The sequence below is a fragment of the Streptomyces sp. NBC_01255 genome, assembly GCF_036226445.1.
Lineage (GTDB): Bacteria > Actinomycetota > Actinomycetes > Streptomycetales > Streptomycetaceae > Streptomyces.
Genome location: NZ_CP108474.1, coordinates 5,912,931 through 5,936,569, shown reverse-complemented (window position 1 = coordinate 5,936,569; position 23,639 = coordinate 5,912,931). Strand labels below are relative to the sequence as shown.

23 protein-coding genes are annotated in these 23,639 nt (G+C 73.3%); 12 read left to right on the top strand and 11 right to left on the bottom strand.

What is annotated here, in order from left to right; genetic code table 11:
- The first annotated feature begins 55 nt into the window (after positions 1-55).
- From OG357_RS26875 to OG357_RS26865, 3 genes are all read left to right on the top strand, one after another.
- Entirely contained in the window at positions 56-778 is a 723-nt protein-coding gene (locus OG357_RS26875; RefSeq protein WP_329623593.1) for an MIP/aquaporin family protein, read from the top strand.
- Positions 779-809: 31 nt separating this feature from the next.
- Positions 810-1,496 carry a SanA/YdcF family protein gene (locus OG357_RS26870; RefSeq protein ID WP_329623592.1) on the top strand — a complete coding sequence of 229 codons (687 nt, stop codon included), beginning with the start codon at positions 810-812 and terminating at the stop codon, positions 1,494-1,496.
- Positions 1,497-1,568: 72 nt separating this feature from the next.
- Complete coding sequence (locus tag OG357_RS26865) at positions 1,569-3,650, top strand: molybdopterin oxidoreductase family protein (RefSeq protein WP_329623591.1); 2,082 nt, start codon at positions 1,569-1,571, stop codon at positions 3,648-3,650.
- Here the strand turns inward: OG357_RS26865 and OG357_RS26860 are convergent.
- The 5 genes from OG357_RS26860 to OG357_RS26840 are packed head-to-tail and all read right to left on the bottom strand — an operon-like array spanning position 3,616 to position 8,658.
- The gene (locus tag OG357_RS26860) at positions 3,616-4,020 is read right to left on the bottom strand and encodes a gamma-glutamylcyclotransferase family protein (RefSeq protein ID WP_329623590.1); all 405 of its coding nucleotides are present in this window, start codon (positions 4,018-4,020) and stop codon (positions 3,616-3,618) included. The two genes, OG357_RS26865 and OG357_RS26860, sit on opposite strands and share 35 nt — an antisense overlap.
- Positions 4,017-4,343: a divalent-cation tolerance protein CutA gene (gene cutA / locus OG357_RS26855; RefSeq protein WP_329623589.1), complete on the bottom strand. Its 327-nt coding sequence runs from the start codon at positions 4,341-4,343 to the stop codon at positions 4,017-4,019. Before cutA ends, OG357_RS26860 begins: the two co-directional genes overlap by 4 nt.
- 20 nt (positions 4,344-4,363) lie before the next feature.
- On the bottom strand, positions 4,364-6,235 hold the full coding sequence (locus tag OG357_RS26850; protein ID WP_329623588.1) for an ABC transporter ATP-binding protein: 1,872 nt from the start codon (positions 6,233-6,235) through the stop codon (positions 4,364-4,366).
- The gene (locus OG357_RS26845) at positions 6,232-8,025 is read right to left on the bottom strand and encodes an ABC transporter ATP-binding protein (protein WP_329623587.1); all 1,794 of its coding nucleotides are present in this window, start codon (positions 8,023-8,025) and stop codon (positions 6,232-6,234) included. Before OG357_RS26845 ends, OG357_RS26850 begins: the two co-directional genes overlap by 4 nt.
- Before the next feature lie 12 nt (positions 8,026-8,037).
- Positions 8,038-8,658 (bottom strand): NADPH-dependent FMN reductase, encoded by a 621-nt coding sequence (locus tag OG357_RS26840; RefSeq protein ID WP_329623586.1) that lies wholly within the window; start codon positions 8,656-8,658, stop codon positions 8,038-8,040.
- Positions 8,659-8,750: 92 nt separating this feature from the next.
- On the opposite strand from OG357_RS26840, the gene OG357_RS26835 reads away from it, so the two are divergent.
- The 5 genes from OG357_RS26835 to OG357_RS26815 all read left to right on the top strand — a co-directional run bounded on the left by OG357_RS26835 (position 8,751) and on the right by OG357_RS26815 (position 13,230).
- A complete protein-coding gene (locus tag OG357_RS26835; protein ID WP_329623585.1) occupies positions 8,751-9,533 on the top strand; it encodes an aminotransferase class IV in 783 nt (260 codons plus the stop codon).
- Positions 9,534-9,548: 15 nt separating this feature from the next.
- A complete protein-coding gene (locus OG357_RS26830) occupies positions 9,549-11,261 on the top strand; it encodes a right-handed parallel beta-helix repeat-containing protein (RefSeq protein WP_329623584.1) in 1,713 nt (570 codons plus the stop codon).
- Complete coding sequence (locus OG357_RS26825) at positions 11,258-11,698, top strand: hypothetical protein (protein WP_329623583.1); 441 nt, start codon at positions 11,258-11,260, stop codon at positions 11,696-11,698. The genes OG357_RS26830 and OG357_RS26825 overlap by 4 nt, the downstream gene beginning before the upstream one ends.
- Before the next feature lie 283 nt (positions 11,699-11,981).
- Entirely contained in the window at positions 11,982-12,503 is a 522-nt protein-coding gene (locus tag OG357_RS26820) for a hypothetical protein (RefSeq protein ID WP_329623582.1), read from the top strand.
- 109 nt (positions 12,504-12,612) lie between these two features.
- Positions 12,613-13,230, top strand: coding sequence for a class F sortase (locus OG357_RS26815; RefSeq protein ID WP_329623581.1), 618 nt, complete (start codon positions 12,613-12,615; stop codon positions 13,228-13,230).
- Between the two features lie 13 nt (positions 13,231-13,243).
- On the opposite strand, the gene OG357_RS26810 is transcribed toward OG357_RS26815, so the two are convergent.
- The 6 genes from OG357_RS26810 to OG357_RS26785 form a co-directional block, all read right to left on the bottom strand.
- Complete coding sequence (locus OG357_RS26810) at positions 13,244-14,029, bottom strand: TSUP family transporter (RefSeq protein WP_329623580.1); 786 nt, start codon at positions 14,027-14,029, stop codon at positions 13,244-13,246.
- Positions 14,030-14,066: 37 nt separating this feature from the next.
- On the bottom strand, positions 14,067-14,306 hold the full coding sequence (locus OG357_RS26805) for a hypothetical protein (protein ID WP_329623579.1): 240 nt from the start codon (positions 14,304-14,306) through the stop codon (positions 14,067-14,069).
- Complete coding sequence (locus OG357_RS26800) at positions 14,299-15,585, bottom strand: ferredoxin reductase family protein (protein ID WP_443066823.1); 1,287 nt, start codon at positions 15,583-15,585, stop codon at positions 14,299-14,301. Before OG357_RS26800 ends, OG357_RS26805 begins: the two co-directional genes overlap by 8 nt.
- A 235-nt stretch (positions 15,586-15,820) precedes the next feature.
- Positions 15,821-16,405 carry a hypothetical protein gene (locus OG357_RS26795; protein WP_329623577.1) on the bottom strand — a complete coding sequence of 195 codons (585 nt, stop codon included), beginning with the start codon at positions 16,403-16,405 and terminating at the stop codon, positions 15,821-15,823.
- Positions 16,402-17,394 carry a hypothetical protein gene (locus OG357_RS26790; protein WP_329623576.1) on the bottom strand — a complete coding sequence of 331 codons (993 nt, stop codon included), beginning with the start codon at positions 17,392-17,394 and terminating at the stop codon, positions 16,402-16,404. The genes OG357_RS26795 and OG357_RS26790 overlap by 4 nt, the downstream gene beginning before the upstream one ends.
- On the bottom strand, positions 17,391-18,092 hold the full coding sequence (locus OG357_RS26785; protein WP_329623575.1) for a DUF4386 domain-containing protein: 702 nt from the start codon (positions 18,090-18,092) through the stop codon (positions 17,391-17,393). Before OG357_RS26785 ends, OG357_RS26790 begins: the two co-directional genes overlap by 4 nt.
- Before the next feature lie 338 nt (positions 18,093-18,430).
- Between OG357_RS26785 and OG357_RS26780 the strand changes: the two genes are divergently transcribed.
- From OG357_RS26780 to nirD, 4 genes are all read left to right on the top strand, one after another.
- On the top strand, positions 18,431-19,318 hold the full coding sequence (locus OG357_RS26780; protein WP_329623574.1) for a LysR family transcriptional regulator: 888 nt from the start codon (positions 18,431-18,433) through the stop codon (positions 19,316-19,318).
- Positions 19,319-19,482: 164 nt separating this feature from the next.
- Positions 19,483-20,673: an NAD(P)/FAD-dependent oxidoreductase gene (locus tag OG357_RS26775; protein ID WP_329623573.1), complete on the top strand. Its 1,191-nt coding sequence runs from the start codon at positions 19,483-19,485 to the stop codon at positions 20,671-20,673.
- Position 20,674: 1 nt separating this feature from the next.
- On the top strand, positions 20,675-23,245 hold the full coding sequence (nirB, locus tag OG357_RS26770) for a nitrite reductase large subunit NirB (RefSeq protein ID WP_329623572.1): 2,571 nt from the start codon (positions 20,675-20,677) through the stop codon (positions 23,243-23,245).
- On the top strand, positions 23,242-23,631 hold the full coding sequence (gene nirD, locus OG357_RS26765; RefSeq protein WP_329623571.1) for a nitrite reductase small subunit NirD: 390 nt from the start codon (positions 23,242-23,244) through the stop codon (positions 23,629-23,631). The genes nirB and nirD overlap by 4 nt, the downstream gene beginning before the upstream one ends.
- The last annotated feature ends 8 nt before the right edge of the window (positions 23,632-23,639 follow it).

Below are 23,639 nucleotides of genomic sequence, written 5' to 3'. Positions count from 1 at the left end.
GCGTGCCTTCCCCTCCCTCTTTTTTCCTTCCGAATCACGGAATATCTTTTCCACTATGAGAATGTCCCCGCCCTCTCTCCCCCGGCGCACCGCCGCCGAATTCATCGGTACCGCCGCCCTCGTCGCCGTCATCGTCGGTTCCGGTATCCGCGCCGACTCCCTCAGCCAGGACATCGGTGTCCGGCTGCTCGCCAACGCCGCCGCCTCCGCCGTCGGCCTCGGCCTGCTCATCGCCCTCATCGGCCCGCTCTCCGGGGCCCACTTCAATCCCGTCGTGACCCTCTCCGAGTGGTGGTCGCGGCGGCACGAGCGCGGCGGGCGCGAGGCCCTCGCCTATATCGCCGCCCAGGTCGCCGGAGCCGTCAGCGGCGCCCTGCTCGCCGAGGCCATGTTCGGGCGGGCACCCGGCGCCTGGGCCACCGAGCCCCGCTCGGCGCTCCACCTCCTCCTCGGCGAGGCCGTCGCCACCGCCGGGCTCGTCCTCGTCGTGCAGGGCCTGCGCCACATCGGCCGCCCCGGGCTCGCCCCGGTCGCGGTCGCGGGGTACATCGGCGCGGCGATCTGGTTCACCTCCTCCGGATCCTTCGCCAATCCGGCGGCCACCTTCGGCCGCGCGTTCTCCGACTCCTTCACCGGGATCGCCCCCGGCTCCGTGCCGTCCTACGCCGCCGCGCAGATCCTCGGCATGTTCATCGGCCTCGGGCTCGCCGGTGTGCTGTACGGAACAGTTCGAGAGGTCGGCGAACCGAAGTCCGCCGATCCGCGTCGGACGGGGTGACAGCACCACTCCCAGCCCTGGAGGTTCCCGCATGCCGGCTCGGCCGATCCGGTGGCCCCGCACGACGCGGGGCCGTCGCCGCACCGTCCAGGCCGTCATGGTCGGCGCGGTTCTCGCGCTCGCCCCGGCCACCTGGATGCACACGGTCGCCGAGCCCCGGCTCCGTACCACCGCCGACGTGCCCGCCCGGGACGTCGCCGTCGTCTTCGGCGCCGGGCTGTGGAAGGGGCGCCCCACCCCGTACCTCGCGCACCGGCTCGACACGGCCGCCGAGCTGTACCGCACGGGCAAGGTCCGGGTCCTGCTCGTCACCGGCGACAACAGCAGGACCGCGTACGACGAGCCCAGCGCCATGCGCACCTACCTCACCGAGCGCGGGGTGCCCGAGGACAGGGTCGTCAGCGACTACGCGGGCTTCGACACCTGGGACTCCTGCGTCCGGGCCAAGAAGGTCTTCGGCGTCGACCGGGCCGTCCTCGTGACCCAGGACTTCCACATCAAGCGGGCCGTCGCGCTGTGCGGGGCGGCGGGCGTCGACGCGTACGGGGTCGGGGTCGCCGAACCCCACGACCGCACCTGGTACTACGGCACCACCCGGGAACTGTTCGCGGCGGCCAAGGCCGCCCTCGACGCGGGCCTGCGCCCCGACCCCCACTTCCTCGGCCCGAAGGAACCGGGCGTCACGGAGGCCCTCGCCTCACCTTCCGGCGAGCGGTGAGCTGAGCGGAGAGCCCCGCGCCCGTAATACGCGGCGCCGCCCCGCGTAACACGGCTGACCCACGCTGGCCGCATGTCCGACGTCACCGCCGTCCCGACCCACTGCCCCTACTGCGCCCTGCAGTGCGGCATGTCGCTCCGCCCCACCGGCTCCCCGGAGCTGCCCGCCGAGGTGGTCGACCGGACCGATTTCCCCGTCAACCGGGGCGCCCTGTGCGGCAAGGGCCGCACCGCCCCCTCCGTACTCTCCTCCCGGGTCCGGCTCACCGAACCCCTGGTCCGATGCCCTGACACGGGGGATCTGCGGCCCGCGACCTGGGAGGAGGCGCTCGCCGCCGTCGCCGACGGACTGAGCAGGACCCGCGCCGACCACGGCGCCGATGCCGTGGGGGTCTTCGGCGGCGGCGGGCTCACCAACGAGAAGGCGTACACCCTGGGGAAGTTCGCCCGGCTCGTGCTCGGCACCTCGCAGATCGACTACAACGGGCGCTTCTGCATGTCGTCCGCCGCCGCCGCGCACGGCAGGGCCTTCGGCCTCGACCGGGGACTCCCCTTCCCCCTGGAGGACATCCCCAGGACGGGCTGCGTGATCCTCGTCGGCTCCAACCTCGCCGAGACCATGCCCCCCGCCCTGCGCTACCTCACCGAACTGAAGGAGAACGGCGGCAAGCTGATCGTCGTCGATCCGCGCCGCACCCGCACCGCCGAGCAGGCCGACCTCCACCTCGCGCCGCGCCCGGGCACCGACCTCGCGCTCGCCCTCGGCATGCTCCATCTCGTGGTGGCCGAAGGGCGCGTCGACGAAGAGTTCGTGGCAACTCGCACCTCCGGCTGGGAGGCCGCGCGCGCCGGGGCCATGTCCCACTGGCCCGAGCAGGTCGAGCGGATCACCGGCGTCTCCGTGCCGCAGCTCCGCGAGGCGGTCGCGATGTTCTCCGACGCCGGCACCGGCATGGTGCTGACCGCGCGCGGCCCCGAGCAGCAGTCCAAGGGGACGGACACCGTCGGCGCCTGGATCAATCTCTGCCTCGCCACCGGAAAGGCGGGCCGGCCGCTGAGCGGCTACGGCTGCCTCACCGGTCAGGGCAACGGCCAGGGCGGCCGCGAGCACGGCCAGAAGGCCGACCAGCTGCCCGGCTACCGCAAGCTCGACGACCCGGCGGCCAGCGCGCACGTCGCCGGGGTGTGGGGCGTGGACCCGGAGTCGCTGCCGGGGCCCGGGCGGAGCGCGTACGAGCTCCTCGACGCGCTCGGCGGAGACGTGAAGGCCCTGCTCCTCATGGGCTCCAACCCGGTCGTCTCCGCGCCGCGCGCCGCACACGTCGAGGGGCGGCTGCGCTCGCTCGGCTTCCTCGCCGTCGCCGACGTCGTACTCTCCGAGACCGCCGCGCTCGCCGACGTCGTCCTGCCCGTCACCCAGTGGGCCGAGGAGACCGGGACGATGACGAACCTGGAGGGGCGGGTGCTGCTGCGGCGCCGCGCCCTCACCCCGCCCGCCGGGGTACGCAGCGACCTGGAGGTGCTGCACGCACTCGCCGGACTCCTCGGCTGGGAGAAGGGTTTCTCCGCCGAGCCGGAAGAGGTCTTCGAGGAGCTGCGGCGCGCCTCGGAAGGCGGCCCCGCCGACTACTCCGGCATCAGCTACCGGCGGATCGAGGACGAGCAGGGCGTCTTCTGGCCGTGTCCCGGAGCGGAACACCCGGGGACGCCCCGGCTCTTCCTGGAGCGGTTCGCGACCCCCGACGGGCGGGCCCGGTTCGTGGCGGTGGTGCACCGGCCTGCCGCGGAGGAGACGGACGCCGAGTACCCGGTCGTCCTGACCACGGGCCGGGTCGTGTCCCAGTACCAGTCGGGCGCGCAGACCCGGCGGGTCGCCGAGCTGAACGCGGCGGCGCCCGGGCCGTTCGTGGAACTCCACCCGCGGCTCGCCGAGCGGCTCGGGGTGGCCGAGGGCGAGCGGCTCGCGGTGGTCTCGCGGCGCGGACGGGCCGTCGCACCGGCCCGGATCACGACGGCGATCCGGCCGGACACGGTCTTCATGCCGTTCCACTGGGCGGGCGAGGGCCGGGCTAACACGCTCGTCAACCCGGCGCTCGACCCGGTCTCCCGGATGCCCGAGTTCAAGGTGTGCGCGGTCCGTCTGGAACGTGTCTGAACCAGTCGCCGCCGACGATGAGGGGGCCGAGCGCCGTTTCCGGGCTCGCGACGTAGGTCCAGGCCCGGACTCTCGCGCCGTCGCGGAGCCGGACCGTCTCGACGGCGGTCCGCTCGTACCCGGCGTCGCCCTCCATCCGGTCCAGTACGCCGAGCAGTTCGCCGTACGCGTCGGGCGCCGCCGTCACGAGGGTGCCCGCGACCGTGCCCTCGCCCGGCACCGCGTACGGGTAGCCGGGGCCGTCGTGCAGGCGGGCGCCCGGGAGCCGGGCCTCCTCCTCCGCGGCCGTCCGGCCGAGGAGGAGCCGGTCGTGGTTGTACGCGCCGGGGCGCAGCGTCCCGTAGACGAAGAACGGGAGGGGTGTCCTCATGGGTGCGCCACCTCCCTGCCGAGCCAGGCCAGGTAGGCGGAGGAGGCCCGGACGACGGGGGTGGCGATGATCTCGGGGGTGTCGTAGTCGTGGGCGGCGAGGAGGTGGGCTTCCAGGGCCTCGTAGCGGGCCTCGGTGGTCTTGAACACGACCTGCCACTCCTCGGCGGTCTCGATCGCCCGCTGCCAGTGGTAGACGGAGGTGACGGGCCCGGAGACCTGGGCGCAGGCGGCGAGGCGGGCCTCGACGGCGTCGCGTGCGAGGGCCTCGGCCTTCTCGTGGCTGTCGGTGGTCGTGAGGACGGTGAGGGCGAGAGTGGTCACGCCCTCACCGTACTGAGGGTTCACGCCGCCGCGAACTGGGCTTCGTACAGCCGGGCGTACGCGCCGCCCGCCGCGAGCAGTTCCTCGTGGGTGCCCTGCTCGGCGATGGATCCGCTCTCCATCACCAGGATGGTGTCGGCGTCCCGGATCGTGGAGAGCCGGTGGGCGACGACGAAGCTGGTGCGGCCCGCGCGGAGGGACGACATGGCCTGCTGGACGAGGAGCTCGGTGCGGGTGTCGACGGAGCTGGTGGCCTCGTCGAGGACGAGGATCACCGGCTCGGAGAGGAACGCCCTCGCGAGCGTGACCAGCTGCTTCTCGCCGGCGCTGAGGCCTCCCCCGTCCTCGTCGAGGACGGTGTCGTACCCGTCGGGGAGGGTCCGGATGAAGCGGTCGGCGTGCGCGGCCCGCGCGGCCTCGACGATCCGCTCCCGGGAGACCTCGCCGGGCAGCCCGTAGGCGATGTTGTCCGCGATGGTGCCGCCGAAGAGCCAGGTGTCCTGGAGGACCATGCCGATCCCGGCCCGCAGCTCCTCGCGGGTCATCGTCGCGATGTCCGTCCCGTCCAGGGTGATCCGGCCGCCCGTCACCTCGTAGAACCGCATGAGGAGGTTGACGAGGGTCGTCTTGCCGGCGCCCGTCGGGCCGACGATCGCGACCGTCCGGCCCGGCTCCACCGTGAGCGACAGGTCCTCGACGAGCGGCTTGTCGGGCTCGTAGCGGAACGCGACCTTCTCGAAGGAGACCCGGCCCCTGACCTGCGCGGGGCGCTGCGGCTCCGCCGGGTCGGCGGACTCCTCGTCGGCGTCGAGGAGGTCGAAGACCCGCTCGGCGGAGGCGACCCCGGACTGGAGGAGGTTGGCCATGGCGGCGACCTGGTTGATCGGGCCGTTGAACTCGTACGAGTACTGGATGAAGGCCTGGACGTCGCCGACGGTCAGGGTGCCGCTCGCCACCCGCAGGCCGCCGACCACCGCGAGGACGACGTAGTTGAGGTTGCCGACGAAGGTCAGCGCGGGCTGGATGAAGCCGGAGACGAACTGGGCGCGGAAGCTCGCCCGGTACAGCTCCTCGCCGAGCTCGTCGAAGCGCTGCACGGCCTCGGCGCGGCGGCCGAAGGCGACGACCTCGGTGTGGCCGGTGATCATCTCCTCGGCGTGGCTGCCGAGCCGGCCGGTGACCGCCCACTGCTTCACGAACTGCGGCTGGGCGCGCCGCCCGACGAAGGCGGCGACGGCGACCGAGACGGGCACCGTGGCGAGGGCGACGAGGGCGAGGAGCGGGGAGATCCAGAACATCATCGCGAGGACGCCGATGAGGGTCAGCAGGGCGCGGGTCATCTGGCTGAAGGTCTGCTGGAGGGTCTGGGTGATGTTGTCGATGTCGTTCGTGGTGCGGGAGAGGACCTCGCCGCGCGGCTGGCGGTCGAAGTACGTGAGCGGGAGCCGCGCCAGCTTGTGCTGGGCCTGTTCGCGGAGGCGCCGGCCGGCCCGCTGGACGACGGTGGTGGCGATCCGCAGCTGGATCCAGGTGAAGAGGGACGAGCCGGCGACGACCGCGACGGAGACGGCGAGGAGCCGGCCGACGGCCGTGAAGTCGACCCCGGCCGGGCCGGTGGCGCCGGTGACGACGAGGTCGGTGGCGCGGCCGAGGAGGAGGGGGCTGAGGACGGCGAGGGCGACGGCCGTGGCGCCCACGGCGAGGACGGCGAGCAGTAAGGCCCGGTCGGGGGCGAGGGTGCGCAGGAGGCGGAGGCCGGAGGCGCGGAACGCCAGGGAGCGTTCGAGGCCGGTGGTGGGAAGGCCGGGGCCGCGGTCCTTGGACGGGGGGCCGCTGCGGGCGGGGGCGGTGCGGGTGTCGGGCGCGGTGCGGGTGGGTGTCGCCGTACTCATGCGGCTTCCTCCTCGGTGAGCTGGGAGAGGACGATCTCCCGGTAGGTGGCGCTGTCCCGCATGAGGGACTCGTGGGTGCCGGTGCCGACGGTCCGGCCCCGGTCGAGGACGACGATCCGGTCGGCGTGCCGGATGGTGGAGACCCGCTGGGCGACGATCACCACGGTCGCGTCGGCGGTCTCCCGCCGGAGCGCTTCGCGGAGCCGGGCGTCGGTGGCGGCGTCGAGGGCGGAGAAGGAGTCGTCGAAGAGGTAGAGGCGGGGGCGGGCGACGAGGACCCGGGCGATGGCGAGCCGCTGGCGCTGGCCGCCGGAGAGGTTGGTGCCGCCCTGGGAGACCGGGGCGGCCAGGCCGCCGTCGAGGCTGTCGTGGGGGCCGTCGTGGGGGCCGCCGTCGGGGCCGTCACCGGGGCCGTCACCGAGGGCCCGGACGAAGTCGGCGGCCTGGGCGGTCTCCAGGGCGTGCCAGAGCTCCTCGTCGGTCGCGTCGGGATTCCCGTACCGCAGGTTCGTCGCGACCGTCCCGGAGAAGAGGTAGGGCTTCTGGGAGACGAGGCCGACGGTCCTGGCCATCAGGGCGGGGTCGAGTGCGCGGACGTCGACGCCGTCGACGAGGACCTCGCCGCCGGTCGCGTCGAAGAGCCGGGGCACGAGCCCGAGGAGCGTCGACTTGCCGCTGCCGGTGGAGCCGATGATCGCGGTGGTCTCGCCGGGCCGGGCGACGAGGTCGACGTCCTGGAGGACGGACTCCTCGGCGCCCGGGTACCGGAATCCGACGCCCGTGAGGTCGAGGTGTCCGGTGCCCTTGAGGACGCGGACGGGGTCGGCCGGCGGGGTGACGGAGAGCGGGGTGTCGAGGACTTCGCGGATGCGCTCGGCGCCGACCTCGGCGCGCGGCATGTGCATCAGGAGGAAGAGGACCATCATCACGGACATGGAGGTCTGGAGCAGGTAGCCGAGGAAGGCGACGAGCCCGCCGGGCTGGAGGTCGCCGCCGTCGATGCGGTGGGCGCCGACGTAGATGAGGGCGACGGTCGTCAGCTCCCAGACGATGAGGACCGTGGGGAACATGAGGGCCTGGAGCCGGCCGGCCCGGAGGCCGACGGTGAGGAGTTCGTCGTTGGCGGCGGCGAACCGTTCCCGCTCGTGCCGGTCGCGGACGAAGGCGCGGACCACGCGGACGCCGGTGATCTGCTCGCGCAGCACCCGGTTGACCCGGTCGACGCGCTCCTGCATGCCGCGGAAGAGGGGTCGCATCCGCAGGACGATGGCGCCGACGGCGCCGGTCATCACGGGCAGGAAGAGGAACAGGACCAGGGTCATCGGCACGTCCTGGCGCAGGGCCATGGCGAGACCGCCGAAGCAGAGCAGGGGCGCGGCGACCAGCATCGTCAGGACGAGGACGGTGAACGTCTGGACCTGCTGGACGTCGTTGGTGGTCCGGGTGATGAGGGAGGCGGCGCCGAACCGGCCCCGCTCCTGGGCGGAGAAGTCCTGGACGCGGCGGAAGACCTCGGAGCGCAGGTCGCGGGCGACGCCCATGGCGATCCTGGCGCCGGTGTAGGTGGCGGCGGCCGCCGCCGCGGCCTGGAGGAGGGTGATGCCGAGCATCTCGGCGCCCCCGCGGAGGACCCGGTCGGTGTCCCCGCGGAGGACGCCCTCGTCGATGACTCCGGCGTTGAGGGCGGGCAGGGCGAGCGAGGCGAGGGACTGGACGAGCTGAAGGAGGACGAGGAGGGCGAGGAGGGCCCGGTAGGGCCTGAGGCGGGGAGCGAAGAGTCTCAGCAGCACGGTGTCGGTCCCTCACGCGGCGTACGGACGGGCGGACTTGGCTTCCTTGAGCGCGAGCGCCCACCAGGCGAGCTGGTCGAGGAGGACCTTGGCCGCGCCCTCGGCGCCGGCGGGGTCCTTGTGGCGTCCGTCCTCGTCGAAGAGCGACCAGGCGGAGTGGAAGGAGACGGAGTCGCGGACGGTGACGGCGTGGACCTCGGCGAAGATCTGGCGGAGCTGCTCGACGGCTCGCAGGCCGCCGGAGATGCCGCCGTAGGAGACGAAGCCGACGGGCTTGGCCTGCCACTCGGTGAAGTGCCAGTCGATGAGGTTCTTGAGGGCGGCGGGGAAGGAGTGGTTGTACTCGGGGGTGAGGACGACGAAGGCGTCGGCGGCGGCAAGGGCCGGGGAGACCTTGGCGAGTTCGGCGCGGACGGCCGGGGAGGGGTGGTGGGAGAGGGCGGTGGGGAGGTCGACCTCGGCGAGGTCGACGACCGTCACGGCGAAGTCCTCGCGCTCGTCGAGCCGGGAGCGGATCCAGTCGGCGATGACGGGGGCGAAGCGGCCTTCGCGGTCGCTCGCGACGATCAGGGCGAGGGTGAGAGGGGCGGCGGCGTTCGTGACGGCCGCGGAGTTCGTGATGTCGGTGTCCATGTCGATGATCGTGGTACCTCAAGTTTGGTTGAGGTCAAGCCGTGATCGGGACGACTTTTCCAAGGGCCTTTCCCGGCCCGTACGGTGAGGGCATGACGACTCCGCACGCCGCACCCCCCTCCCCGCCCGCGTACGTCGAGATCGACGGCGCCCCGGCGGCCGACCCGGAGCTCCTCACGACCCTGATGAGCGGCTTCGGCCACTTCACGGCGATGCAGGTGCGGGACGGGCGCGTGAAGGGACTCGGCCTCCACCTCGAACGGCTCGACCGCTCCACCCGCGAGCTCTTCGAGGAGGAACTGCCCGGCGACCGGGTCCGCGAGCTGCTCGCCGGGGCCGTGGCGGCCTCCGGGCGGCGGGACTGCTCGGCCCGGGTGTACGTGTACGACGGCGTCCGCCTCCTGGTCGTCGTCCGGGAGCCCGCCCCGGACGGGCTCGGGGCGCCGCAGCGCCTGCGGAGCGTCGACTACCTGCGCCCCGCCGCGCACATCAAGCACCTGGGCGGCTTCGGCCAGAGCTACCACCGCGAGGCGGCCGAGCGCGCGGGTTACGACGAGGCCCTGCTGACCTCCCCGAACGGCGACATCGCCGAGGGTGCCGTCACCAACATCGCTTTCTGGGACGGCACTTCGGTGGTCTGGCCGTCGGCGCCCCACCTGACGGGGATCACCATGAGCCTCCTCGAACCGCTGCTCGGCTCGGCGCGGCGGCCGGTGTCACTCGCGGACCTGGGCGGGTACCGTGCGGCCTTCGTGACGAACTCCCGTGGGATCGCACCGGTTTCGGGCATCGACATGGTCGACTTCGCGGTGGACGAGGACCTGATGAAGAGGGTCTACTCGGCGTACGAGTCGGTGGAGTGGGACGCGCTGTAGGAGGCGAGGAGAACGATGGTCGCGCGATACGTGGTCTCGCCACGGGGCGGCCGCCGTGCCTACCGCGACATCACGTCCGCGCTCCGCGCCGCGGAGGCACGGGGCCGGGCGGCGCTGATCGAGATCGCGCCCGGCCACTACGAGGAGGCGCTGACCGTCCGGGGCGAGGTCCGGCTGGCCGCGGCGGAGGGCCCGGGCTCCGTCCTGGTGAGCAGGCCGCGCGGCGCCGTCCTCGACGCCTTCGGCACGGTCTCCGTCCACGGCCTGACACTGGCCGGCCGGGACGCCGGCGTGGACATCGTCGGCTGCCACACGGGGAGCCTGACACTCGACCGCACGGAGGTGCGGGCGCACGACGGCGCCGCCGTGCACGCCCGGCCGTACACCTCGGTCACCCTGCGGGACAGCGTGGTCCTGTACGGCCGCACCGTGTTCACCGGGTCGGTCGGACTGATCGAGCGGTGCCGGTTCACCGACGCCGCCGACAACGCCGTCGCCGCGATCGAGGGCGCCCGCGTGACGGTCCGGGGCAGCCGGATCGAGGGCAGTCGGCTCCACGGCCTGCGCGTCTGCGACGCACACGCCGAGATCGCCGGCTGCGAGGTGACCGGCACCGGGCAGGCGGCGGTCGTGGCGGACACCCGGGGAGAGCTCGCCGTGGTGGACTGCGCGATCAGCGCCACCCACGCGGAGGGGATCATGTTCATCGAGCAGTCCCGGGGCTCCGTGGACCGCACGCGCGTCACCGACGCGCTGCACGGGATCGTCACGAAGAGCGGCGCCGGGCCTGTGGTGCGTGGCTCCGTGTTCGCCGACTGCCGCGACACCGGCATCAACGTCCACGACGCGGGCCTGGGGACGTTCGAGCACTGCCAGGTGCTCGGCGCGCGGAACGTCGCGGTGTTCTCGACCAAGGGCGGCGCGCCCGAGGTGCGGGACTGCCGCGTCTCCGGCGGGAACGTCGGCATCGCCGTCACGGACGACGGCAGGGGCCGCTTCACCCGGGTCGTGGTCGAGGACCTGACGGGCACGGCGCTGCGGGTCTGGAACGGGTCCGAGGGCGTGTTCCGGGAAGCCCTGGTGGAGCGCTGCACGCTGGGCCTGGACACCAAGGGTGACGGCGGCACGACGGCCGACCTCTCCGACGTGAGGTTCCGTGACTTCGAGACCGCGGTGACCGCGCTCGGCCAGTCCCGGGTGACGCTCAGGGACGTGACGGCGGAGCGCGGAGCCGTGGGCTTCGGCGTCGGCGAAGAGGCGCGGGTCGCCGTGCACGACAGCACGGTCACGGCGGTGAGCGTCGGCGGGGCCGTGGCATTCGGCAAGGGGAGGTTCTTCGCGAGGAACCTCACCGTGAACGGGTCCGAGGGAACCGGATTGACGGGGAGCGAATCCGGCTACCTGGACGTAGCCGACAGCGAGTTCACCGACTGCGCGTCCGCCGGCGCCGTCTTCGCCGACCAGAGCGCCGGCCGCCTGGTGGACTGCGCCGTGAACGGCCCGGAAGGGACGCCCGCCGTACTGGACAACGGCCGAGCCGAGCTCGTCTCCCTGCGCACGTCGCTGGCGGTCGTCCGCAAGACCGTCCGCACGGTCGAGCAGACACCGACGGTCGTCAACCACTACACCGGTCCGGTCATCACCGGCCCCGTCACTCACAGCCAGTTCTCGTGGAACAACGACAACGTGGTCCAGCAGCAGACCGAAGGGGACGATTCGCAGCCATGAACGACCCGCAGAACCCTCACGACACCCAGAACCCTCAGACCGTGCACCACCACGACGGGCCGGTCATCCACGGCACCGCCTCCCACAACCAGTTCGCCTGGAACAACGAGACGGTCACCCAGAACCAGCAGAGCAACGGCGGCACGGTCGCCCCCGGCTACGAGGCGCTCGCCGAGCTGGTGACCGGTCTGCTCGGGCAGCTGCCGCAGGCGGGCCTCGCCGACCGGGACCGCGAGGACGCGGAGGCGGCGGCGCAGGAGGTCCTCACGGAGATCACCCGGACGGACGCCGCCCCGGAGGAGGGCCGGCTGCGCCGCGCGCTCGCCGGGCTCCGGGGGGCGCTGGCCCCGGTGGCGACGGGTGTCGTGGCCGGGACGACGGTGGGGGCGCAGGAGTGGGCCCTGGCGGCGATCACCGGCCTGACCGGCGCGCTCTGACCCGTAGCGGGCGGGGCCCGGATGGGGCGACGGGTGCGACACGCCGCGTCACCCGTTCGGCACGGGGCGTCAGCTGACGCGACGTAACCAGCTCTGACCTGCGTAAACGTCGAAAATCCAGCCGACACACCGCACCGGACGGCGCAATCCTGATGCCCCATCAGCAGGCGGGGGGCGCGGGGCGGCTCTTATCTCGGTCACAGAAGGTCCGTTCCGGGAAGTCCCTCCCGGGAGGACCCCCCGGCATGACCGGCATGACCGCTCGCGCGCCCCGGAGGACCCCATGCGCACCACTGCCCGCCTGTTCACCGGTACCGCGCTGGCGGTCGCCGCGATCGGGGCGTTCGCCGCCCCCGCGGCGTACGCCGACAACGAGAACGACAACGACTGGGGGAAGCTGGAGGTCTACCCGTCCTCCGCCTCCCCGGGCACGACCGTCACCGTCAACACCCTGGCCTGCGGCAAGCACGGCCGCGGCGTCGGCGACGCGAACTCGCTGGGTGCCGGCGACTTCAAGCTGGAGCCGAGCACGCACAAGGAGGTCGTGGTCGGCCAGTTCCGGGTGCCGGAGCACGTCAAGGCCGGTACGTACGGCATCAGTGTCGCCTGCGACAACGGGAAGACGGCCCGGGGAGACCTGACCGTCAAGCACCGGAATCCGAGCGGCCACGTCCAGACCGGCGTCGGCGGCAGTGTCGGCCCCGACTCCACCCAGGTCACGGCGGGCGCGGCGGTGCTGGCCGCGGCTGCCGTCGGCGGTGTCTGGCTCCTGCGCCGCCGGGCGAGCGGCGCGCAGGGGCACTGAGGACCACCGCCCGTCCTGCCCCCGCCGCGCGCCCGCACACGGCCCGGCGGGGGCAGGGCTACATCACCACCGGCACCGGAAGCACGCGAAGGAACCCAGGGGAATCCAGGTGAGCAACAGGAGCAAGGGCTGGGGCATAGCCGTGGCCGCCTGCGTCGGGCTCTGGCTCGTCCAGAACGGCTCGCAGGACGTCACCCCGCCCGTACCGTCCGCCGCCCAGGCCTTCGCGGCCGGGCCGAGCGTGCACACCGACGCCGCCGCCGACCCGCTGCCGCCCTCGGCACCCGTACGGCTCCGCATCCCCGAGACCGACGTGGACACCCCGATGACGCGGCTCGGCCTGGCGGCGAACGGCTCGCTCGACGTGCCGCCGGCCGAGGACCGGAACCTGGCCGGCTGGTACGGGGACGGCACCCCGCCCGGGGCCAAGGGCACCGCGATCGTCGCGGGCCACGTCGACAACGCCGCGGGTCCGGCCGTCTTCTACACGCTGGGCGCGCTGCAGAAGGGCCATCGCATCGAGGTGGACCGGGAGGACGGCCGTACCGCCGTCTTCACGGTCGACGCGGTCGAGGTGTACGCGAACAAGGACTTCCCCGACAAGAAGGTGTACGGGGAGACGGACCGCGCCGAGATCCGGGTCATCACCTGCGGCGGCGGATTCTCGAAGAAGAACGGCTACCAGGGGAACGTGGTCGCCTTCGGCCACCTCATCGGCGTGCGGTAGCGGCCGGAGTGCTTCACGCCCACTGGTCGAACGCGAGCTTCGCGACCAGCGAGAAGACCACGACCAGCAGCACCCCGCGGACGAACTCGGCGCCCTTGCTCAGCGCCATCCGCGCCCCGACCATGCCGCCCGCGAGGTTGAAGACGGCCATGACGGCCGCCAGCTGCCAGAACACGCTGCCCTGGTAGGCGAACATGGCGAGCGCGCCCGCGTTGGTGCAGACGTTGACGATCTTCGCGGTGGCGGAGGCGGTCACCAGGTCCAGGTGGAGCACGGCGGTCAGCGCGAGGACCAGGAAGGTGCCGGTGCCCGGCCCGAACAGGCCGTCGTAGAAACCGATGCCGCCGCCGACGACCACGATCGCGGTCGCGATCCGCGCCCGGGTCAGCGGCGCCCGGTCCGCTCCCCCGGACTTCGCGCCGAACGACGGCCGCAGCATCACGAAGGCCCCCACGGCGACCAGCACCACCATGATCACCGGGCGCAGGACGTCACTGCTGATCCCGGCGGCGAAGAACGCGCCGGCCATGGAGCCCGCGAGGGCCGCGAGCCCGATCCGTACGGCCGTCCAGACCTGGACGGGCGCCTTGCGGACGTAGGTGACGGCGGCCCCGGTGGTGCCCACGATCGCCACGGCCTTGTTGGTGCCGAGGATGTGCGCGGCCGGGACGTGGGGCAGTCCGAGCAGGAGAGCGGGAAGCAGGAGGAGCCCTCCGCCGCCCACCACGGCGTCGATCCAGCCGGCCACGAGCGCGGCGAGGCAGAGGAGGACGAGGGTGGTCAGCGTGATCTCGGGCATGGGCGAGAGCCTAGGGAGACGATCGTTGCCCCGTCCATCAATCTCGTGATCGTTGAGCTACCTCTGAGGTTGCTGCGGACGTATCGGCGGACGTACCGGCGGAAGTCGCGGCTGAGGTCGCGACGCCCGGCTCACGGTCGGGCGCGGGCGGGGCCGCCGGGGCGACGGCGGCCGTGAGCAGGGTCGCGGCGAGCGCCCCGGCGCCGAGGAGCGCGGCGGCGAGACGCCGCCGGGCCTGCTGGACGGTCGGGACGCGCGGTGCGCCGTGTCTAGGCATGATCGAAGTCCTCGCTGTGGATACGGGAGGCGGGCACCCCGGCCCGGATCAGGGACTCGGTCGCGGCGCGGGCCATCGCGGGCGGACCGCACAGGTACACGTCGTGGGCGGCGAGGCCGGGCACGAGAGCGCGCAGCGCACGGGGGGCCAGGGGGTCGAAGGCGCCGTCCGAGGGGCCGAGCAGGAAGTGCAGGGCGGCCCGGCGCTCGCGGGCGATGGCCTCCAGCTCCTCGCGCAGGACGAGACCGCCCGCGTCGGAGGCCCGGTAGAGGAGGGTGACGTCGCCGGGGCCGCCGGGCAGGGTCTCGAAGAGGGCGCGCAGCGGGGTGATGCCGACGCCGCCCGCGAGCAGCAGGACCTTGCGGCGGGTGCGGCGGTGGGCGGTGAGCGCGCCGAACGGGCCGGAGGCCAGGACCCGCGTCCCGGGGCGGAGGCGCCGGATGCGGCGGGTGTGGTCGCCGAGCGCCTTGACGGTGATCCGCAGGGTGTCGTCGCGGACGGGTGCGGAGAGGGAGAAGGGCAGGGCGGTCGCCCAGAGCCCGCGCCGGAGGAAGCGCCAGCGGAAGAACTGGCCGGGTTCGGCGCGCAGCCGGGCCACTCCCCTGCCCTGGACGAGGACGGAGACGACGCCGGGTCCCTCGTCACGGACCTCGGCGACCCGCAGGTCGTGCCGGAGGGCGGCGCGGACGGGGACGACGATCCGGTACCAGACGAGGAGGACGCCGACGGTGGCGTGGGCCATCGACCAGAGCCAGACGGTGAGGAGGTTCCCGGCGACGTCGGGGCCGGCGAGCTGGTGGACGAAGCCGAGCGCGGCGGCGAGGAGTCCGCTCAGGTGGACGGCCCGCCAGGTCTCGTGCCGGACGCGGCGCCGGACGGCACGGGCGGAGGTGACGCCGACGGCGACGAGGAGGGCGGTGCCGGCGGTGGCGGCGGCGATCGCCCCGTAGGAGAGGAGGTCTCCGGTGGCGGTGACGAGGTCGGTGTGGGTGTGCACCGCGTACCCGCAGAGGGCGAGGAGGGTGTGGGCGCCGATGAGGCCGAGGACGTACCGGCCGCCGAGGGCGTGCCACCGGGCGAGCCGGTCGGCGCCGACGCCGTGCTCGACGGCCGGGACGCGGGCCATGAGCAGGAGGAGGACGAGGACTCCGTACCCGGCGAGGAGCCCGGTGAGGTGGGCGCCGGTCGCGAAGAAGGCGTCGAGGCGGGCGGAGGGGCGGGCCTGGACGCCCCAGAGGAGGGCGACCGCTCCGGCACCGGCGACGATCGCGGTCCGCAGCCGCTCGGGGGCGAGACGGAGGGCGGGAACGGGGGCGGGAGCGGGGGCGGGCGCGGGAGCGGGCGCGGGAGCGGGGGCGGAAACCGCGGCGGGGAGCGACTCGGCTCGGAGAGGTACGTAAAGGGGGTGGTGGCTGGCCTCGGTGGTCACATCCGGCACCCTAGGTCCGCCCGCATACGGGAATCCGCGGCTCGGGCCCGTCGCCGGGATCCTTAAGGCGGGCTTGAGCCGAGCCTCACGGCTGGTTAACCTCGACCTTCGGTGACGGTCCGTCAGTTGACCGGGCGGGGCCGTTTCTCGCGGGGCGGCGGCGGCCATGGCGGGTCCTGCCCCATGGCTTGTGGACGGACAGTGCCGTCGCCGCGACCAGCAGCACCAGCGCGATGCTCATGCTGATCACCAGCTGCAGGCCGACGGATTCGGAGGCCGTGCCCACGTCCGCCTGTTCGCGCAGCCAGTGCTGGAGGAGGAAGTGGCCGTCCAGCATCAGGACGACGGTGAGGACGAGTTTGGTCGCGATCCAGTAGTGCTTCAGCAGGCCCCACTGCGTCGCCATCGCGAGGAGCAGGCCGGTCAGCAGGGTCATCCAGGCGATGCCGACGGTCAGTTCGAGCCCGAGGATCTCCATGACGACGCGGGTCGCGCGGACGACTTCCGGATCGTCGGTGGTGAGGCCGACCAGGCCGAGGAGGAGCTGGGCGATCTCGACTCCCACCCAGCCGACCGCCACCGTCACATGGAGGGTGAGGACCGCCTTGCGCCATCGCGGGGACAGACGCGGGAACCTTCCGGCGGCGGGCGTTGTTCGGGGTCGGCTCATGACTCCTGCCTCCGGTCGCCGGGCATGGTGGAAAGGCGGTCGTCCCGGACTCCCGGCGATACGCCGAGCGCCAGGAACACACCTGCGGGGATCATCGTGACGCCCGCGCTCACCGCGGCCGTGGTGGCCGGGGAGGCGAAGGCGAGGCCGGCCGCGGCCGCTGCGGTGACCAGTACGACGACGGCACCGTACGCGGCGACGGTGATGCGGATCAGGCGCAGCCGTTCCGCCTCCGGCCGTCGGGTCCGGCTCAGCAGCCAGGCCAGGGAGGGCAGCAGCAGGACGGCGTGCATGGTGACGGCATGTGCGGGACGCAGGAAGCCCGCCGAACGGTAGGCCTCGGCCGCGCGGCCCGCGCCCTCCAGCGTCAGCCCGTAGGCGATCATCACCGCTCCGGCCGCCATGGAGCCGGTGAGCGCCACCAGTCCGGCGCGGAGCGCGAGCCGCATGCTGGGGGCGAGCGTCGGGGTGGGGGCCACGGTCGGGGTGGGGGCGGCGGTCCGGGTGCGGGCGGCTGTCGGGGTGGCGCGCAGTGCGGCGACGGTGAGGGCGACGACGACCGCGACGAGGGTGACGCCGCCGGCCGCGAGGGCGCGGGTGACGACGGTGTCGAAGGTGGTCTCGGTGTTGAAGTGCGAGGGGACACCGCGCCATGCCTGGAGGGTGATCAGACCGGTCTCCAGCAGGGACGCCCCGGTGAACGCGCCCAGGAGGAGCGTGCGGGTGCGCGCGGCGAGCGGGAGGAGCCCGCAGATCCAGGTGACGGTCAGCACGCTGATCCCGAAGGACAGCCCGAAGGTGATCGGTTTCCGCCAGGAGACGGGGCCGTCCCACGGGCCGCCGTCCAGCACGAGGACGACGGTGTGGAAGGCGGCGGAGGCGAGCAGCAGGAGGCCCGCGCCGACGGGGATCCGCCAGGCCGGGCGCCCGCGTACGGGCGAGGCGGCGGTCACGGCGGCGGTCATGGCGGCAGTCACGGCGGCGGTCATGCGTTCACGGCCGGTGTGGTCGGGCGCGAGCGGACCAGCGCGACCGCGGCCCAGACCAGCCAGGCCGTGCCGCCGAAGCGGACGACGGGCAGCAGGTAGCCGAAGTCGAGGGCGAGGAGTGTGAGGGTGGCGGCCAGTCCGGCGGCGGCGATGACCAGCCCGGTGGTGGTGCAGGCGCGCGGCAGGAGCCCGCTCCTCCGGGCCGCCAGGCAGGTGCCGGCCGCCAGGAAGGCGAAGGACACGGCGTATCCGAGACCGCCGGCGAGGAAGGACAGGTCGGCCAGGGCGCGGGCCAGGGCCGCGGGCGCGTCGTCCGGAAGCCGGCCGAGGGTCCAGGTGAGCGCGGCGCTGGAGGCCAGCGCGCCGCCGGCAAGCACTCCGCCGGCGAGAACGGTCGCCGCCGCGGCGCCGTGGTCCTGCCCCTGCCCCCGTCGCATCAGCGCGGCCAGGGTGGTCGCGACGGGCACCAGGAGCACGGCGGCGACGAGCAGCAGGAAGGCGCCCAGGTTGATCGCCGTGCCGTTGTCGCGGACGTAGTCGCGCAGGATGTCGCCGCCGGGGGTGTCGGGCTGCGGGGTGGCGCGGTTGGTGACGACGTACGCGGCGGTGAGTGCGGCGTAGGAGAGCGAGAGGGCGAGCAGCGGGACGGCGGCGCGCTGGCGCGGGACGGCTTGGGACTCACGTACTGATGTGGGCATGACAGCTCCTGGATGGTCGGTGAAGGGAATCGGCGCGGGACCCGGGCGGGCGGTGCGGGCGTGGCACCCCGGTGCGTGACAGTCAGAATGCCGCCGCGCGGGCTCCCTGGTCGTCCCGCGGCGGGAGGCGGTGCGACTACTCCGTGGGGAGTAGCCCACTCCGGGGCGGCGAGCCCGCCAGGGGCGTGGAGTCGAGGTAGCGCACCTCGTAGACGCGGTCGGCGAACTTCCAGCCGTCCGGGGTGCGTTGGTAGCGATCGTGGTAGACCGCGTTCGAGGGAGGCCGTCGGCGGAACAACGTACGCTTCGTGGGGCGATCGATAACTCGGGAGTTATGCGTGGAGTTACGAGACATCGAGATCTTCCTGACGTTGGCCGAGGAGCTGCACTTCGGCCGCACCGCCGAGCGGCTGCACGTGTCCCAGGCCCGCGTCAGCCAGGCCATCGCCAAGCAGGAACGGCGCATCGGCGCGGCACTGTTCGACCGCACCAGCCGGCGCGTGGCCCTGACCCCGGTCGGCCGGCGCCTCCGCGAGGATCTCCAGCAGGCCCACGACCTCCTCCGAGCGGGACTCGCCCGCGCCGAGGCGGCCGGTCTTGGCGCGGGCCGTATACGGCTCGGCGTCATCGGCACGCTCGGATACGAACTCCGCCCGCTCCTCGACGCGTTCCGCAGCCGCTACCCCGGCAGCGACGTGCAGTTCACCGAAGTCGTGGGCAGCGACCCGTTCACCTCCCTGCGCACCGGGGAGACGGACGTGAACGTGCTGTGGCTGCCCGTCGCCGAACCGGACCTCACCGTCGGCCCCACCGTGGCCACCGGAGGCCGCGTCCTGGCCGTGCCGGCGGAGCATCCGCTGGCCGGGCGCGACACGGTGTCCCTGGAGGACCTCGCCGACAACCACGTCGCCGACCTCGGCCCCGACGCACCCGAGTACTGGATCGCCTCCATGGTCCCCACGCGCACACCGCTCGGCCGCCGCATCCCCCGCGGGCCCGTCGCGCACACCTTCCACGAGATCCTTTCGCTGGTGGCCGCCGGACTGTGCGTCCACCCGCTGGGCGTGCTCGCCGCCCGCTACAACACTCACCCCGGCATCGTGTTCGTGCCCGTCCACGACGCCCCCGACCTCCCCCTGGCCCTGATCTGGCGCTCCACCGCCGACAGCCCCACCATCCGCGCACTGGCCGAGACCGCGGCCGACGTCGGACCCGTCCCCCTCTGACCGCCGGCCTTCCCCTGTGACCGCCGGCCTCCCCCTGCGACCGCCGGCCCACCCCTCTGACCGCCGGCCCTCACAGCGCCCGGGACCGGGGACGGAGATCAGCGTTCCGTACGGGAAACAGTCGGGATGCCGCCGGGTAACACCGGCCGCGCACGCTTCCCGGTATGAGTACACGGATCGTGGTGGTCGGGGGCGGAACGGCGGGCGCCCGGCTCGCCCAGCGCCTGCCCGTCACCCTCCTCGGCGAGGAGCCGCACGCCCCGTACAACAGGGTGCTGCTCGCGGACGTCCTCGCCGGGCGGTACGCCCCCGAGGTGATCGCCCTGCCCGGGACCCGGGAGCCGGTACGGCTCGGGGTGCGGGCGGTACGGATCGACCGGGCGGCGCGGACGGTGGAGTGCGCGGACGGCTCCCTCGTCGGCTACGACCGGCTGGTCCTGGCCACGGGCTCCAACCCGGTGCTGCCGCCGCTGCGCGGCCTGCGCGGGGCGGCGCTGCCGGAGGGCGTCCACCCCTTCCGTACGCTCGACGACTGCCTGACGCTGCGCGCGCTCGTCCGGCCCGGGGTGCGGGCGGTGGTCATCGGCGGCGGGCTCCTCGGGGTCTCGGCGGCGCGCGCGCTCGCCGCGCTGGGTGCGGAGGTCGTCCTGACCCAGCAGGGCGAGCGCCTGATGGAACGCCAACTCGACGTCCAGGCATCCGCTTTGCTGCGCGACCACGTGGAGTCCCTCGGCGTCGAGGTGCACACGGAGTGCCGGGTGAGCGGCCTGCGGCAGCGGGAAGGGGCGGTGACGGCGGTCGAACTCGCCGACGGCTTCGTCCTCGACGCCCAGGTCGTGGTCCTGGCCTGCGGGGTCAGGCCCCGCACGGCCCTGGCCCGGGAGGCGGGCCTCGACGTCGGCAGGGGCGTCCTGGTCGACGACGAACTCCGCACCTCCGACCCGTACATCCACGCCATCGGCGACTGCGCGGAACACGAGGGCCGCGTCTACGGCCTGGCGGGCCCGGCCCTGGAACAGGCGGACGTCCTGGCGGAGCTGCTGGCGACAACGGACCCCGCCCCCCGGTACACCGGCACCCGCGCCCTCACCCGCCTCACCCTCGGCGGCCCCCACCCCCTGGACCTCGCCGCCTTCGGCGACGCGACCGCCCAGCCGGGCGACGACGTCGTCCAGCTCACCGACGCCACCCAAGGCGCCTACCGCAAGGTCGTCGTCCGCGGTGACCGGCTCGTCGGGGGCGTCCTCCTCGGCGACCTGGCCGCGGTCGGCGCGCTCGCCCGGGCCTGGGAGGGCGACGAAGCCCTCCCGGAGGCCCCTCTGCTGCACCTGCTCACCCACGACGGAGGCTCCTGACATGAGCGCTGACATGACGACGCCCGCGCCCACCCCCACGATCGTCCTGGTCGGCCACGGAATGGTCGGCCAGCGGTTCCTGGAGGCGCTCGCCGACCGTGGCGTCACCGAGCGGGCCCGGATCGTGGTCCTCTGCGAGGAGCCGCGCCCGGCCTACGACCGCGTGCAGCTGACCTCGTACTTCTCGGGGAAGAGCGCCGAGGACCTGTCGATGGTCGAGGCCGGGTTCCTGGAGAAGCACGGCATCGAGCTGTACCTCGGCGACCCGGCGGAGTCGGTGGACCGGGAGGCCCGTACGGTCACCGCCCGTTCCGGGCAGGTCTTCGCGTACGACACGCTGGTCCTCGCCACCGGCTCGTACCCCTTCGTCCCGCCGGTCCCCGGCAAGGACGCCCGCGGCTGCTTCGTCTACCGCACCATCGAGGACCTGCTCGCCATCGAGGAGTACGCGAAGACGGCGACGACGGGCGCGGTCGTCGGCGGCGGGCTGCTCGGCCTGGAGGCGGCGGGCGCGCTCAAGGGGCTCGGACTCGACACGCACGTCGTGGAGTTCGCACCGCGCCTGATGCCGGTGCAGGTCGACGAGGGCGGCGGCGCGGCCCTCCTGCGCACCATCGAGCGGATGGGCCTGAGCGTCCACACGGGGACGGGCACGCAGGAGGTCCTGACGGCGGACGGCGCCGTGACCGGGATGAAGCTCTCGGACGGTTCCGAACTGGCCGCGGACATGGTCGTGTTCTCGGCGGGCGTGCGCCCCCGGGACCAACTGGCCCGCGACTGCGGCCTGGACGTCGGCGAGCGCGGCGGCATCGCGGTCGACGAGCGGTGCCGTACGTCGGACCCGGCGGTGTTCGCGATCGGCGAGTGCGCGCTCGCCGTGGACGGCCGGGTGTACGGCCTGGTGGCTCCGGGCTACGAGATGGCGCAGACGGTGGCGGCGACGATCGCCGACGGGGCGGGGGCCGGCGACGGCTTCACGGGCGCCGACATGTCGACCAAGCTCAAGCTCCTCGGCGTGGACGTGGCCTCCTTCGGCGACGCGCACGGCACGGCCGAGGGCTGCCTCGACGTCGTCTACTCCGACTCCCGCTCGGGCGTCTACAAGAAGCTGGTGATCTCCGGCGACGGGGTGCTGCTGGGCGGCGTCCTGGTCGGCGACGCCGAGCAGTACGGGCTGCTCCGGCCGCTCACCGGTTCCGTACCGCCCGTCTCCGCCGAGCAGTTGGTGCTCCCGGCGGGCGCGGGCGCACCGGTGGCGCTCGGCCCGTCGGCCCTGCCGGACGACGCGGTGATCTGCTCCTGCCACAACGTCACGAAGCACGCGATCGGCCAGTGCGAGTCGCTGGCCGAGGTGAAGAAGTGCACCAAGGCCGGTACGGGCTGCGGCAGTTGCGTGAAGGTGATCGAGAAGCTGCTGCCGGCCGCCACCGACAAGGGGCTCTGCGGCTGCTTCTCGTACAACCGCAGCGAGCTGTACGAGATCGCCCGCACGCTCCGGATCACCTCCTTCGCCGCGCTGCTCGACTCGCACGGGCGGGACGGGGCGAAGGGCGGAGAGGGCTGCGAGGTCTGCAAGCCGACGGTCGGCTCGATCCTGGCCAGTCTCGCCCCGACACTCGGCATGGGCGGCTACATCCTCGACGGCGAGCAGGCCTCCCTGCAGGACACCAACGACCACTTCCTCGCCAACATGCAGCGCAACGGCTCGTACTCGGTCGTGCCGCGCATCCCCGGCGGCGAGATCACCCCGGACAGGCTGATCGTGATCGGCGAGGTGGCACGGGACTTCGGCCTCTACACGAAGATCACGGGCGGCCAGCGGATCGACCTCTTCGGCGCGCGGGTGGACCAACTCCCCTCGATCTGGACCCGATTGGTCGACGCGGGCTTCGAGTCGGGGCACGCCTACGGCAAGTCGCTGCGCACGGTGAAGTCCTGCGTCGGGCAGACCTGGTGCCGATACGGCGTCCAGGACTCGGTGAAGATGGCGATCCAGCTGGAGCTGCGCTACCGGGGTCTGCGCGCCCCGCACAAGCTGAAGTCGGCCGTCTCGGGCTGCGCCCGCGAGTGCGCGGAGGCCCAGTCGAAGGACTTCGGGATCATCGCGACGGCGAACGGCTGGAACCTGTACGTCGGCGGGAACGGCGGCGCGACCCCGCGCCACGCGGACCTGCTCGCCCAGGACCTCTCGGACGCCGAACTCGTCCGTCTGATCGACCGGTTCCTGATGTTCTATATCCGGACGGGGGACCGCCTGGAGCGGACGTCGACCTGGCTGGAGCGCCTGGAGGGCGGGCTCGACCATCTCAAGGACGTGGTGGTGCACGACTCGCTCGGGCTGTGCGACGAGCTGGAGGCGCTGATGTCGGCGCACGTCGCGGACTACCAGGACGAGTGGGCGCAGACGCTGGACGACCCGGACCGGCTGCGGCGCTTCGTCTCCTTCGTGAACGCGCCGGAGGCGCCGGACCCGTCGGTCCGGTTCATGCCGGAGCGCGACCAGATCAAGCCGGACCTCACGGTCCTGACGCTCGGCCCGACGAACAGCACCCTGGAAGGGGCTTCCCGATGACGACGCCCGGCTCGACGACACTCACCTCGACGGCACTCACCTCGACGACGCTCACCTCCGCGACGCTCGAACTCTCCCCCTCCCCCGACTCCTGGATGACGGTCTGCGAGGAGTCCCGGCTGACCCCGGGCCGGGGCGTGGCGGCGCTGCTGCCGGACGGCCGGCAGGCGGCGGTCTTCCGGGACCGGTCGGGCCGGACGTACGCGATCGACAACCGCGACCCGTTCACCGGGGCGCAGGTGCTGTCCCGGGGGCTGATCGGCTCGGCGGACGGGCGGCCGTTCGTGGCGTCGCCGCTCCTGAAGCAGCGCTTCGACCTGGAGACGGGCCGCTGCCTTGACGACGACGGGGTCACGGTGGCGGTGTATCCCGTCCGAAGCGTCTAGCTTGACCG

Coding starts and splice junctions, on each gene's coding strand:
- OG357_RS26875 (WP_329623593.1), top strand. CDS start 56: ATGAGAATGTCCCCGCCCTCTCTCCCCCGGCGCACCGCCGCCGAATTC.
- OG357_RS26870 (WP_329623592.1), top strand. CDS start 810: ATGCCGGCTCGGCCGATCCGGTGGCCCCGCACGACGCGGGGCCGTCGC.
- OG357_RS26865 (WP_329623591.1), top strand. CDS start 1,569: ATGTCCGACGTCACCGCCGTCCCGACCCACTGCCCCTACTGCGCCCTG.
- OG357_RS26860 (WP_329623590.1), bottom strand. CDS start 4,020: ATGAGGACACCCCTCCCGTTCTTCGTCTACGGGACGCTGCGCCCCGGC.
- OG357_RS26850 (WP_329623588.1), bottom strand. CDS start 6,235: ATGAGTACGGCGACACCCACCCGCACCGCGCCCGACACCCGCACCGCC.
- OG357_RS26840 (WP_329623586.1), bottom strand. CDS start 8,658: ATGGACACCGACATCACGAACTCCGCGGCCGTCACGAACGCCGCCGCC.
- OG357_RS26835 (WP_329623585.1), top strand. CDS start 8,751: ATGACGACTCCGCACGCCGCACCCCCCTCCCCGCCCGCGTACGTCGAG.
- OG357_RS26830 (WP_329623584.1), top strand. CDS start 9,549: ATGGTCGCGCGATACGTGGTCTCGCCACGGGGCGGCCGCCGTGCCTAC.
- OG357_RS26825 (WP_329623583.1), top strand. CDS start 11,258: ATGAACGACCCGCAGAACCCTCACGACACCCAGAACCCTCAGACCGTG.
- OG357_RS26820 (WP_329623582.1), top strand. CDS start 11,982: ATGCGCACCACTGCCCGCCTGTTCACCGGTACCGCGCTGGCGGTCGCC.
- OG357_RS26810 (WP_329623580.1), bottom strand. CDS start 14,029: ATGCCCGAGATCACGCTGACCACCCTCGTCCTCCTCTGCCTCGCCGCG.
- OG357_RS26805 (WP_329623579.1), bottom strand. CDS start 14,306: ATGCCTAGACACGGCGCACCGCGCGTCCCGACCGTCCAGCAGGCCCGG.
- OG357_RS26795 (WP_329623577.1), bottom strand. CDS start 16,405: ATGAGCCGACCCCGAACAACGCCCGCCGCCGGAAGGTTCCCGCGTCTG.
- OG357_RS26790 (WP_329623576.1), bottom strand. CDS start 17,394: ATGACCGCCGCCGTGACTGCCGCCATGACCGCCGCCGTGACCGCCGCC.
- OG357_RS26785 (WP_329623575.1), bottom strand. CDS start 18,092: ATGCCCACATCAGTACGTGAGTCCCAAGCCGTCCCGCGCCAGCGCGCC.
- OG357_RS26775 (WP_329623573.1), top strand. CDS start 19,483: ATGAGTACACGGATCGTGGTGGTCGGGGGCGGAACGGCGGGCGCCCGG.
- nirB (WP_329623572.1), top strand. CDS start 20,675: ATGAGCGCTGACATGACGACGCCCGCGCCCACCCCCACGATCGTCCTG.
- nirD (WP_329623571.1), top strand. CDS start 23,242: ATGACGACGCCCGGCTCGACGACACTCACCTCGACGGCACTCACCTCG.